The organism is Nodularia harveyana UHCC-0300, assembly GCF_034931085.1.
GTDB lineage: Bacteria > Cyanobacteriota > Cyanobacteriia > Cyanobacteriales > Nostocaceae > Nodularia > Nodularia harveyana.
Map to the genome: position 1 here is coordinate 47,439 of NZ_JAYGHG010000022.1, position 12,539 is coordinate 59,977.

Genomic DNA, 12,539 nt, shown 5'->3' on the forward strand with positions numbered 1-12,539 from the left:
AAGTAAAATCAATCACAGAAAAACTTTCCCATTTTCTCCACCAACTGCTTCTCTGGGATCGTGATTATTTAAAATCCACACAGCTAAGTTGACTGGCTTTCTTGATAAATGATTTCTTGAAACTGAATCATATCTTTTTGCGGATCAGCGTGACTAACTTTCACTAATACCTGTTCTCCCAAACCTACAGAACGTTTAAAGAACATGGGTAACTGTAAGCCTAAATCTTCTATCAGAATTAATGCCAAGTTGCTGTCTTCTCTTAGCCACATTAAAACTGTTACGTCCCAAACTTGGTCGGGATGACGACGCAAATATTCTAAAGCCCAATATCTATTAGTTTGCCGTTCTACCATTGTCACTTCTTGGGTGGTAGAGGTGACTGTCATCATCACTTCTCGCAGTTGGTCGGCTGTAAAGGGCAAACTCTCACCCCGTAAGTGGGCTTTAAGTTGAAAGTGAGTCAGTAAGTCACTGTAGCGGCGGATGGGTGATGTTGCTTGAGTGTAAGTATTTAAACCCAAACCAGCATGACGTAGAGGGGTGATGCTCATTTCACTCTTGGGCATACAACGACGCATGGCGCAAGCGCGGACAAATCCGGCTGGGAGTAAAAGCAATTCTTCGTCTGGAGGTAATTCTGGTTGGGGTTGACCGCGAAAGGGTAAAGGTATATTGTGGGCTTGACCGTAACGGGCGGCTACTTCACCCGCCATAATCATCATTTCCGCTACTAATTGCCGGGATGAGGAATCATCTAAAATATCAATGTCGATCTGGTCGTTTTTGACTTTGATCGTCGCCTCCGGCATATTGATACTGATGGCTCCTTGATTATATCGCCAGGATTTGCGCTGTTTTGCCCAGTTAGCGATCGCCTCAATTTCTGGTTCTGCTTCTACACCTAACTCCAGCATCTCATCCACATCTTCGTAGGTGAGGCGATAAGTGGGCTTAATAAAACTAGGATGAATTGTATAATCTTCTACACCCCCGGTTTCATCTAACACCACCCCAAAACTCAAAGCACAGGATACCCTTCCCTGTACTAAACTCATCGGGCCAGTTGCTAGTAATTCCGGGAACATGGGAACCATCCCCGTAGGTAAATACACTGTACTTCCCCGTTTTCTGGCTTCCAAGTCTAACTCATCTTCTGGCACTAACCACCGGGTCGGATCGGCAATATGTACCCACAAACGTTCTCGCCCATCTGGAAGTAATTCCCAACTGAGACCATCGTCTATTTCGGTAGTGCTTTCATCATCAATTGTGTAGACCTTTAAATGAGACAAATCTAGGCGATTTGTATCTAAGTCCGTGGGTGGAAAATCCAAACTTTGTTGCACCACTTCTAATACCTTGCTGGGAAACTGAACCGGAATTGACGAACGACGCAGAAATAAGTTTTCATTGGCATTCCACCAACCCAAATCCACCAATAATTGAAAGGCTCCTGGGGGAGTAGCAGGACGTTCCAGCATCTTCATGGTTTCTAACACTGGCCCTGGGGGAGGATAGGCACGAGCTAAAGCATCATAATTTACTCCCATCTTCACGACATCAGCCACCAGCGCTGCGTATTTTTCTAATGCTTCTAATCGCTGGCGGTCGTGGCGTTGCCAATCCACTTTCTCACCCTGGAGGGCTTGCTCTACACGCGCTAAAAATTCTTCTTGTCCCCTAGCTTTGAGTGCTTTTACTTCGGCTTGGTGTTTCTTTTCTGCTACTTTACTGGCTGTCAGAGGTTCGTAGGTTTCCCCTTTTTGCTTGAAATAGAATGTGTCTTCTGATAACAAGCAATGAGCAGCGTAACAAGCTGATGACTCTGATTCGGAAAACAACAGATTCGCCATTTGGGATGGTGTGACTGCTTCTCCATCCTCCACCAATAATTCCCAAGCTACTTCCAGACTAGAGGGATCTATGTAAGGTTGAACCTGCTCTTGAAAACTAGCTATTTCAGAGGGTTTATAGGTTTGTCCGTTAACTATATAAGTAATTTGTCTAGGCGCGAGGCTGTGAGATTGACCCCGTTCATCTATCACAAACCAACGGGTTTTACCGTCCGGGCGATCTACTACACCCAGACGGCGATCGCCTTGAACCCTAAATTCAACTAGCGTACCCTTATCCACAACTCTCGCAATTATTAGTGAACATTTTCAATAGTTGGAAGTTCAGAGTTAGGAGTTTTGATTCTTAACTCATCACTCATAACTCATGAATTTTTTTTAAGCTTCTGCATTGACAAATGGCAATAGAGCCACAATCCGCGCCCGTTTAATTGCTAATGTCAAATCGCGTTGTTGCTTACAGGTCAGCCCTGTAATCCTACGGGGTAATATTTTACCGCGCTCGGTGATAAATTTACGCAACAAGTCAACGTCTTTATAATCAATTGGATCTCCTGGCTTTATGGGAGACAGGCGACGACGATAATAGCTCATCTTTACTTAATTTCCTTGTGAACAGTGTGTTTATTGCAATGGGTACAGAACTTTTTCAGTTCTACCCGACTGGTCGTGTTGCGACGGTTCTTGGTGCTGGTATATCTGGAAACACCAGCAGATCGCTTATCTGGGTTAGTACGACACTCAGTACATTCGAGTGTCATTATTATGCGGGCACCTTTACTCTTAGCCATAATCTTATCAAACAGTCAAGCCTGAAGAGAATTAACACAAATTACTATCTTCTCACACTTCGGAGCATTTTTTCAACTAATCGTTTAATTTTTATATCTAACGAATAGCCACGACGCGACGAAACTATGAAAGTACCGATATAGCGGTCGTGTAGAGCTTGCTGCATCTGATTATCAGATAAAGCAGCGCCACAATCAATTGCTAGGGGAAGTAATAGCAGTATAGCAGTGGGGTTAGCTCTGATGTTGCTAAGGGCAATTGACACCAAAAGCGTACCGAATCCGATTATAGCTTCTCGCTGGAGGAGCGATCGCAACGTCGGAACTCTACCTGTAATTTCGCCATTCCTAACTTCCAGAATTTTCAGGTCAAAAGCCCAACGCCCTAAGCTTTGCCCTTGATTGTTGTAAACTATCAGTACCCGAAAAATCAACCAGCAGAACAGAAACACGAGAATTTGCACCACCTGGATACCCAGATCAGTATTTCCTAATATAGAACTGATTAACCAGACTCCCAGGAAATCCAGCCCTAATGCCATACCTCGCCGTCCAATATCAGCTTTGGGATAGTGTCTTTTGGGGACTCTTTCTATAGTCATAAATTTATACAGTTACATGAGCTTATAATAAACTCATGTTAGGTGAACTACTCAGACTTACATGATGCTAAATTTTGAGCTTCTGTTCATAGAAAATAATTGCTAATTTATCATCCATCTAGAATAACAATTGGCTATACATTTGTTTAGATAAATTAGGTAGAAATTCGGACGCATCTATCTATAGACAGACTTACTCTTGATTGGGTTATTGGAGGCCTACACTTACTGCCTGTGCAAGTGTAGGAGTATGTCAAAAACTTTAACTAAACCTTAAGCGCTAGGGCGATCGCCTCATTAGTAGAGACAACTTTAGCATATGCAAAAGCAAGTGCCGCCATGAAAGAACAGTGAACCTCTAAGGCTGGTGTAAAGTGACCATAAAATTCAAGATTGCTAGCGGCACAAGCATCATGAGCCACAATACACTCAAACCCCAAATCATTTGCGGCACGAGTTGTTGCATCTATACACATATTACTCATTCCCCCACAAATCACCAATCTTTCTACACCAGCATCATGTAAATGCTCCAGAAGATTAGTCTCACGAAAACTGTTTCCGAACTCTTTGATAATAATCTTTTCGTTTTCTTGGGGTTGAACCGATTCATGAATCTCCGCACCATGAGTTCCCTCCACAAAAAACGGTGCTTCCGGATTCTTGGCTATGTGTTGGACATGGAAAATGGGAAAATCCTGTTCACGAAAAGCAGCAAGCAACCTTGCAGCATTTAGTGATGCTAGATCCATGCCCACAAGTTCCCATTTCCCACCTGGAAAATAATCGTGTTGAATATCGACTAGGACTAATGCAGTTTTCATGTTATCTCCTGAAAAGTCGACGGCAACTCTTTTTTAACATAAAATCACTCTATAAATACTTTTTTTACTATTAAATAAATAGATAATTAACTAACAGCAACAAATGCAATCAGTGTATTGTATTAATCCTATATGACATTAGGCTACAACTTGTTGATTCTTTAATAGATGAAAATATTTTATCCCCATTGAAGACATAAGAATCATAGTTTAGTATTACTTCTTCTTGAAAGCCTATTTTCCGAAATACACTTTGGGATTTGAGTCCAGTTACCTCAGAAATGACTAAAGAGAAGTTGTAGAGCTTGGCTAACTTTAAATTTTCTCTAATTAAATTCATCCCAATTTGTTGATTTTTGTATTCATCCTTAACCCCTAATAAAACAATATGCAATATCTGAAATAATTCCCAGTAATAATATTGATATTTAGCAAAATAAATATATTTTAATTCCTCTAAAAAATTTTGAATCGGGGCAAATTTATGACTAATACCCTGAAGATAAGGAGGTATTGTCATCAAAGGCTCTGATATGACAAAACCAACAATTGTCCCATGATTATCAATAGCGATAATAGAAATTCTATCTGCAATTGCTTTGAGCAAATAAGGTTCAACAAATCTTCTAAACTCTTGATAGTTTATCTTCAAACTTTTAGTTATTGGTTCATTATTTACAAATAAATTACAGCATAAATCAACAGTTTCTTCAAAGTCGCATGATTCAATAATCCGAAATTTGACCGTGTGTTTATCATTCACAGTTTTCACACAAATCATCTCTACAATTTTAGAGGATGTTTTAATTATTGTAATGTGGGCATCGCTGCCCACACTTCTATTCATAGTCAGGTAAATTTCAGCTTATGGAATGATTATCTCCAGACCTAGATGCTTAATCATGCTCTCATCTGATATAACAGATTGGCAAAAAGAAACACTGGTAGTAGAGATTAATATTGTCCATCCGAGATATTAATGACTTTTAACGAAGGCTTATTTTCAGTATGTAAATACATTTTCTCTTTTTTACCTTCCTGCTCAAGTTCAAGAACAAACCTATAATTATAAACGCCAGGCTTTAAAGTGCTTAACACGGCTCCTGCCCAATAATAATAAACTGGACAATAAGGCGATCGCATCATATCTGGACCACCGTAAACCTTCAACTCAGTGCATATCTTAGTTTCAGAAAATTCTTCACCGTCGCCTTCTTGTTGGCTATCCAGAAACACAATGTTATTAATTTTTGGCATAGGAGGCCAAGTTCCATCGGGTCTCTTTTCCATATCCATGGGATAGATAATCCAGTTGATAACCTGTCCTGGCTTACAGACAGTCTGCAAATGATCTGTTCCTTGACCTGTACCCCCCACACTATTATCCATCATGTAAAGGGTATCTTTCAGCGACTTATTTCTCACCGCTTTATGAAGGTCTATAACCGAGACTATATTCAGCTGTACTGAATTTAGCTGTCCTGGATTTTGCTTCTTGAGAGTTGAATTATTTGACATAGTTTTCTGGTTATTTAGTTGAACAAATTGTGATTTTCCGCAGACTATGAAGCCAAAGAATGCAGTCCTAAAACATCAAATCTATTGTCAATTACTTAGCATTCTTACCAACAAGATAGAGAGGGGAAGCTGTTGGGATTGATTCTGCACGAGTCCCCACTAAAAATTTGATTGTGTAGGGAACTAGCTCAACATCTTCTTTAACGATACCAGACCAGTAGGAGACATCAGTGCCTTCATAAACCTTCTTTTCTGGCTCGCAATATTTTTTGTCAATGATAATTTCATCAATAGCAGCATAGGCTTCGCATTCTAAGAATGTCACTGTCCAAACCAACCGATCTCCTGCTGCTACCATAGTTTTCAAACTATCTGTACCATGACCTGTGGAACCATTCGCTTTCTCAGTATCGGTAAAATAGACTTCTCCACTCAAAGAATCAGTGGCTAATGCGCCTACAACATCTATTACACTGGCGATGGTGATTGTTTTTGTTGCCATAATCTATCTCTCTTTCCTTTTTTGAGATTGTGTTTGCAAATCAAGCAGTTAACTAACCCATCGGAATTGGGAGGTATCCCATACCCGCATTTGTAAACCCATTCCTCTTAGGATCATTGGAGACCTTAATATACGCGTCATAGGTAAAGTCTACTGGTATCCAGATCCATGCTCCATCATCAGGTGAGAGCTTGTACAACTGGATATGCATTGTATAAGCATAGGTTCCCGGTCTAGATGTATCTACAGATGCAGCCCAGTACCAGCCGTCTGTAACCATATCAGGAGATCCATAGGCAGCTGGATAGATAATCTTTTTATCAACTGCTTCACCAGTAATATTGGTAATGATTGGATTCAGAGAATTGATCTCAGGAATCTTCCCGTCCTCTTCGCTAACTAGCTCTCCTGTGACATCCATGATTTTTTGTCCAGAAGAGCCAATATCATATTTGGCATTACCATTTTTAGTCTGAAGCTTGGTCTTGATACCAACATCTTGCGAGATAGTTTCTAGTTCCTTAATGACATCAGCGATTTTTGTAGATCCCTGAGCGCTAGTTAATCTATCTGTAAGGTCTTTGATATTATCAAGTACCTTGAGATCGCTATTTTTGGATTTGTCTGATAGAAAGCTCTTGGGTAGGGTAGGTGGCAAAGAACCAACACCATAGGGTAGCCAGTTCAACACCTGCTCATTAGCCTGGGAACCATCACAGTAACTAGCACCATTGATTGCAGAAATCAATTTACCAGTTCCTAAACCTTCTGACCCCTGTAATCTCATATTGTCGAAGAGGTAAGTGTTACCTTCTAACGTATTGGCTGCTACAGCTGCCGCAACATCAATCAGCAAAATTATTCCAAGCTGTTGGCTCATAACGTTTCCTTTTTTCCTGAGTTTAAGTTTGTTTTCACTCTCGAATAACCTAGTCCCAACGGGTCATAAACTACCGTTTTTGGAGGCTTATTGATGGGCTTTCCGTTAAATTATCTTCAAAGCAGGGGTGTCTACATACATTAGACAGTTCTTTCCTTCATACATCTGAAGCTCGAATCTATATCGATACTCCACTCCAGGTACAAGGTAATGTGGCACAATTCCAGACCAAACATTGAGATGCAGCTTGTCGCTTTCCAGTTTTGTAGGGTCACTTGGAAGCGGTTCAACACTAGTACCATCTTGGTTAAGAAAGGTAATCTTTCTGATAGCTACCGGTGTCTGCAAATCAAGAGCCAAAATTGTCCAGTGTATAATTTCTCCTGGTTTGCACACAGTCACCAAGTTAGGTGTTCCTTGATTCAAGCTACCAGCAGGACTATCGTCCATCATGCAAAGATTACCATTTAACAGCGTGCCGCCAGAAAGCGATTCAATGACATCAACAACACTAAATATGCTGATCTTTGACTCCATAATTTTCCTCACTGTTATTTGACTTAAAAAAAGACAGTCGTTATCACTCCTCTCAACTAAATTCAGAGGATTCTTGTTGCACTGAGCTAACCTGAATAAATCAAGAATTAGCTCTTGACAAGCTTACTAGAATAAGTAATCTAGGGTTCGGGAGTGAAATTCCCTACCTTAATGCATACCACTCAAAAATTGGCTAATTTTAAAATACATCTCTGATTAAAGGAACCTTACTTAAGGGAGTTCTATAAATCTCCTCAGACCACTTTTTAACCAGCTTTATTTCAAACTTGTAGCCACTCTTCTCTGTATAATACACATTAGCTTCTCCTTGGTTAAATATAGATAATGAGTGGGTTAAAGATTGCAGAAATAAACGTTTAATTCCTTCAGTTCCCAACATATTATCCATTCTGATAAATAAACTCTTGGCATCATCTACCGCCGCAATTAATTGCAAACTTTTTGTTGTGCGAGAGTTGACAAACTGAATTTCATGCGCCAGTGCTTCCAAGTCGAAAATACCAGATGATTTCAATTCATGACAGAGGGAAGCGTAGACTTGGGGAGCAGAATATTGTGTATCATTAATGTGAATAATATCTCCACTACGACCTAGAAACTCAAATTGTTGGGTCTTCAATCCTGGTCCATCTAAATTAGGACGACGGATAACTCTATCTCCTGATTTAAATCTCAAAAAGGGTGCTTCATGTCCATGAAGTCGAGTCACAACCAACTCACCTTCTTCTCCTTCAGCAACCCACCGCCCTTCACTATCCACAATCTCAATCAGATGTAAACCTGGAACCGAAGCCAAATAGGGTGAATCACCCTGTAATTGCAAGCCAATAGCTTCATTTTGAACTGTAGCAAAGTAACTCAAAATTTCGAGATTGGGATAAAGCTCTTTTAGCTCTAGTTGCTTACGATGTGGTAATACTCCACTACCGTACATTGCTACGCGGAAACTTTTTCTGGCTTCCTCATTTAAGCCAATACCGAGGTCGCTCAAAATGGCTATTCCCGCCGAAATTGCCATAATTGCTTTGGGTCCTTTATAGGACATAATATGGTGATAAACTTCCCTCATTACCGGGCCTGCACCCAGATAGTTGATGCCGGGGATGCTTTGTAAAACACCACCAACCATTGTGCCGCTACTCCACATTTGAAAGTCCGCTAAGGTAGTAGCAACCCACTTGGGATCATCTCCGGTTAGGTAATTACCTAACATATATTTCCCAATAAATTCTCCGGCGAGCTTGTAGGTATCTTGTAACTCTCGTAGTGAATAAACCATTTCCACTGGTAATCCAGTAGTGGTTCCGCCACTGGCGACAATTTCAAAACCACCATAGCTTAAGGGTACGACTAAACCTGGTCTCGATCCCATAAATAAGTCACTCATGACTGTTTTATCAGACATAGGTAACTGCTGCCATTCCTCAAAATTGCGGGGAGCTTTTTTCAGACCAGACTTCTCAATCATCTCTTTCCAAATAGGATTGAGCATTAAAGTATTGGTCATTTGTTGCAAGCGCCGCAACACTAAAGCATTTTGAGTGGAGCGGTCAATTTCACTATAGTTGGTTTCCAGAAGGCTTTCACATTTCTTGATTTTACTCAAGAACGAAGGTAGTTTAACTACTTCATCAATTGATTTTGGCTCTAATTCATCAGGTGAAATCAACTGATTTACCAACTCTTGATTAGAGGTAGATGCCATCTGAGTTTCAGTCAACATATTTTTATTTAGACCCTGATTATTGGTAATTGATTGAGCAATTATTGTGCCTTTTCATTTGAGATATTAACATCCAGAAACGGCACGCAGAAAAACTGATTTATCTCCAGAATGTTTATAATTGATTGAGTAATTCTTGTCCAGTTTTTGTAATTTCAGATATTAACATCTGGATGTGATCGCTATTGATTTCATGATTCATGAAAACGACGCGCAGAGACCCTGTACTATTAATATCGACCTTGGAAATGAAGAATTTTCCCTTTTCTGTGATCCGGTTTCTAATTGCAACTTGAAAATCGGGGAAATCTTTCTCAACTAAATTTGAGGGGAGATAACGGAAGCAAAGAATATTAGCTTCTGGTTTGTGAAGTACCTGGAAATCAGGTTTTGCTGTCAGGATCTGATAGGCTTGCTGGGTCAAATCACACAAATACTCGATCTTATTAGCAAATAGAGCTTTTCCGTAAAGGGCCCATAATACCCATAAGTTCATGATTAGGGGTCTTTTCGTACACTCAAAATTTTGTTCTGCACTATCGAATTGAGTGTAGATATTGGGAACTTTTTCAAAGACATAACTAGCTTGTTGATGGAATGCTCCATAACTTTTCTCTTTATTCTTATAGAAAAGAAGGGTACACACCCCAGGTAGAAACATCATTTTGTGAGCATCCCAGACAAAGGAATCTGCTTGATCAATTCCTTTTAATTTGTGGCGCAATTTATCGGCAACTAGTAAGCTACCACCGTGAGCGCCATCTACATGAAGCCAGATATTTTTTTCTTGGGTAATCTCTGCTAATTGGTCAAGTTGGTCAAAAGCTCCTACGGAAGTAGTTCCGGCGGAAGCCACTAGGCAGAAAACCTTTAGTCCTCGTTTCTCGGCTGCTTCTAGGGTGGGTCTGACTTTCTCTATACAAATTTGTCGTTCCTGGTTAATTGGCAGACGAACGATTTGGTTTTCCCCAATCCCGATGATTCCTACAGCGCGATTAATACTGTAATGTGCATCTTCACTCACAGCAATTGCCGGACGATACTGCCCCTCTAACGCAGAGATACCTTCAGACCAAATATGGGGAAATGTATGATTTCTAGCGGCCAATAGGGCTGTTAAATTGCCTAATGTCGCGCCAGAAGTGGTGACCATAGCAAAACTTTCTGGGTCCCAACCGATGAATTGATTCAATTCACTGGCCATAATTCGCTCAACCACGTTAGGTAGTGGTCCGGCTTCATAAAAGGAGGATGGTTGATTCACTATGGAACTGAGCAAATCAATAAGACCAGCCAAGGGAATCACACCAGAAAATTGCCGACCCATATATCCCGGCGAGTAAACTTGTATCCCGGTTTTAATATATAAGTCAATAATCGCTTCTAATTTTTCGGGATTAAAGGCGGGAATGCTTTGGTATTCCTCAGTCATCAGATCCTTGGCGGCTTCTAACAGAACATAAGGATTGGACTGTTCTAGCCCTCTGATTGAGGATTCGGCCAAGTATTTTTCTAACTTGGATATAACAATCTCTGCACTTTTCCGAAACAAGTCAGGATCGAAGACATCTTCACCAGTATTTCCTCGGTGTTCGGCATTGATACCCAGATCACTTAAATACATTTAAGCTATGCCCCTAAATAAGTTTCCCTGATTTTTCGATGGTAACTGCTATGAGTTAATGCACTTACCCAAAAATACACGTTTCATTCATAGCATCCAGCAATCTTGATGTCAATGCGATGATGTAAGAAAAAAGCCTACTTATGAGTGTCGTTCTCAGTAAAAATATTAATTACTCAAACTCAGTATTTAGGCGGAGTTTTGGTGAGAAGATAGGAAAATAAAAAATTAAATGTGAATCATCGGAGTTATGAATCATGCTATCAGTGGGCGATGCAGAGGCAATTATTTTAAATTTAGTGCAACCTTTAGATCGGGAACAGGATAGAGAAATTATAGATTTGTGGGCGGCAGATAACCGGATTATTGCTACTTCAGTTAGTAGTGAATTAGACTTTCCTTATTGGGATAATTCGGCGATGGATGGCTATGCGGTGCGTTATGCAGATGTACAGGAGTCTAGTGAGTTAGAGGCGACTGTTTTAGAGGTTATTGAAGAAATTCCGGCGGGATATCAACCCCAGTTGACAGTTCAGCCAGGACAAGCAGCGCGAATTTTTACTGGGGCGGTGATGCCTAGTGGGGCGGATACTGTGGTGATGCAGGAGAGGACACGGCGGGAAGGGAGCAATGTATTAATTTTAACTGCGCCCCAAGCGGAGGAATTTGTCAGACACAAGGGGGCTTTTTATCAAGGTGGGCAACAATTATTATCAGTAGGAATTAAGTTAAATGCTCCAGAAATTGCGGTTTTGGCGGCGGCGCAATGTGCAAAATTAAGTGTTTACCGTCGTCCGCGTGTGGCAATTTTTTCTAGTGGCGATGAGTTGGTGACACCTGATCAGATTTTACAACCTGGTCAAATTGTGGATTCTAATCAATATGCTTTGGCGGCGTTAGTCAGGGCGGCGGGGGGAGAACCGTTATTATTGGGTATTGTGAAAGATGATCCAGATGCGTTGCGAGAGGCGATCGCCTACGCTATGGTTCATGCTGATATGATTTTATCTTCTGGTGGTGTGTCTGTGGGTGATTATGATTATATCGATCAGATTTTAGTATCCTTGGGCGCAGAAATTCATATTCGCTCTGTGGCTATGAGTCCAGGTAAACCCCTGACAGTTGCTACTTTCCCCACTCCCCCGGTTACTGAGCGTAGTCGAAGTAACTCCCCCATTTACTTTGGTTTACCGGGGAATCCAGTTTCGGCCTTGGTGACTTTTTGGCGATTTGTGCAACCAGCGATGAGGAAACTTTCGGGGTTGGCTAGGGGTTGGGAACCAGTATTTTTCAGAGTGCGATCGCATGACGAGTTAAAGTCTCATGGTCAGCGAGAAACTTACATTTGGGGTAGCTTGCGTTTAATTGATGGAGTGTATGAATTTCACAAAGCTGCTGGTAGTCACAGTTCCGGCAACTTAATTAACTTAGCTGAAACCAATGCTTTAGCTGTTCTACCCGTGGGTACAACTATGATTTCTGCACAAGCAGAGGTTCAAGTTTTACAGATTACACTCGGATGAAATGTGTTTTTAGGAGGAACTAACCACAAAGGACACAAAGAACACAAAGGAAAGAGGTTTCACAAGATTTGTTGCGTAAGTCCAAGGATTTTATTTCTTCCTTTCTTTGCGAACTTTGCGGTTCATTTTTTCATAATT

General features: G+C 40.8%; 13 protein-coding genes. 1 reads left to right on the top strand and 12 read right to left on the bottom strand.

Features of this window, described 5'->3' with window-relative positions:
• Window positions 1-83 precede the first annotated feature (83 nt).
• The 12 genes from VB620_RS13620 to VB620_RS13675 form a co-directional block, all read right to left on the bottom strand.
• A complete protein-coding gene (locus VB620_RS13620; RefSeq protein ID WP_323196693.1) occupies window positions 84-2,138 on the bottom strand; it encodes a ribonuclease catalytic domain-containing protein in 2,055 nt (684 codons plus the stop codon).
• A 96-nt stretch (window positions 2,139-2,234) separates the two neighbouring features.
• On the bottom strand, window positions 2,235-2,450 hold the full coding sequence (gene rpsR, locus VB620_RS13625; protein ID WP_089092213.1) for a 30S ribosomal protein S18: 216 nt from the start codon (window positions 2,448-2,450) through the stop codon (window positions 2,235-2,237).
• 2 nt (window positions 2,451-2,452) lie between these two features.
• Window positions 2,453-2,647 carry a 50S ribosomal protein L33 gene (gene rpmG / locus VB620_RS13630; RefSeq protein WP_323196694.1) on the bottom strand — a complete coding sequence of 65 codons (195 nt, stop codon included), beginning with the start codon at window positions 2,645-2,647 and terminating at the stop codon, window positions 2,453-2,455.
• Window positions 2,648-2,691: 44 nt separating this feature from the next.
• Window positions 2,692-3,249 carry an RDD family protein gene (locus VB620_RS13635; RefSeq protein WP_323196695.1) on the bottom strand — a complete coding sequence of 186 codons (558 nt, stop codon included), beginning with the start codon at window positions 3,247-3,249 and terminating at the stop codon, window positions 2,692-2,694.
• 266 nt (window positions 3,250-3,515) lie between these two features.
• A complete protein-coding gene (locus VB620_RS13640; protein WP_323196696.1) occupies window positions 3,516-4,073 on the bottom strand; it encodes a cysteine hydrolase family protein in 558 nt (185 codons plus the stop codon).
• A gap of 109 nt (window positions 4,074-4,182) precedes the next feature.
• A complete protein-coding gene (locus VB620_RS13645) occupies window positions 4,183-4,920 on the bottom strand; it encodes a hypothetical protein (protein WP_323196697.1) in 738 nt (245 codons plus the stop codon).
• 107 nt (window positions 4,921-5,027) lie between these two features.
• Complete coding sequence (locus VB620_RS13650; RefSeq protein WP_323196698.1) at window positions 5,028-5,591, bottom strand: hypothetical protein; 564 nt, start codon at window positions 5,589-5,591, stop codon at window positions 5,028-5,030.
• 91 nt (window positions 5,592-5,682) lie between these two features.
• Window positions 5,683-6,093, bottom strand: a complete 411-nt coding sequence (locus tag VB620_RS13655; protein WP_323196699.1) for a hypothetical protein — start codon at window positions 6,091-6,093, stop codon at window positions 5,683-5,685.
• Window positions 6,094-6,145: 52 nt separating this feature from the next.
• The gene (locus VB620_RS13660; protein WP_323196700.1) at window positions 6,146-6,973 is read right to left on the bottom strand and encodes a hypothetical protein; all 828 of its coding nucleotides are present in this window, start codon (window positions 6,971-6,973) and stop codon (window positions 6,146-6,148) included.
• Between the two features lie 105 nt (window positions 6,974-7,078).
• On the bottom strand, window positions 7,079-7,510 hold the full coding sequence (locus VB620_RS13665; RefSeq protein WP_323196701.1) for a hypothetical protein: 432 nt from the start codon (window positions 7,508-7,510) through the stop codon (window positions 7,079-7,081).
• A gap of 199 nt (window positions 7,511-7,709) precedes the next feature.
• A complete protein-coding gene (locus VB620_RS13670) occupies window positions 7,710-9,254 on the bottom strand; it encodes a phenylacetate--CoA ligase family protein (protein WP_323196702.1) in 1,545 nt (514 codons plus the stop codon).
• Between the two features lie 115 nt (window positions 9,255-9,369).
• Window positions 9,370-10,878 carry a pyridoxal phosphate-dependent decarboxylase family protein gene (locus VB620_RS13675; protein ID WP_323196703.1) on the bottom strand — a complete coding sequence of 503 codons (1,509 nt, stop codon included), beginning with the start codon at window positions 10,876-10,878 and terminating at the stop codon, window positions 9,370-9,372.
• A 257-nt stretch (window positions 10,879-11,135) separates the two neighbouring features.
• On the opposite strand from VB620_RS13675, the gene VB620_RS13680 reads away from it, so the two are divergent.
• Window positions 11,136-12,401, top strand: a complete 1,266-nt coding sequence (locus tag VB620_RS13680; protein WP_323196704.1) for a molybdopterin molybdotransferase MoeA — start codon at window positions 11,136-11,138, stop codon at window positions 12,399-12,401.
• Window positions 12,402-12,539: the final 138 nt, after the last annotated feature.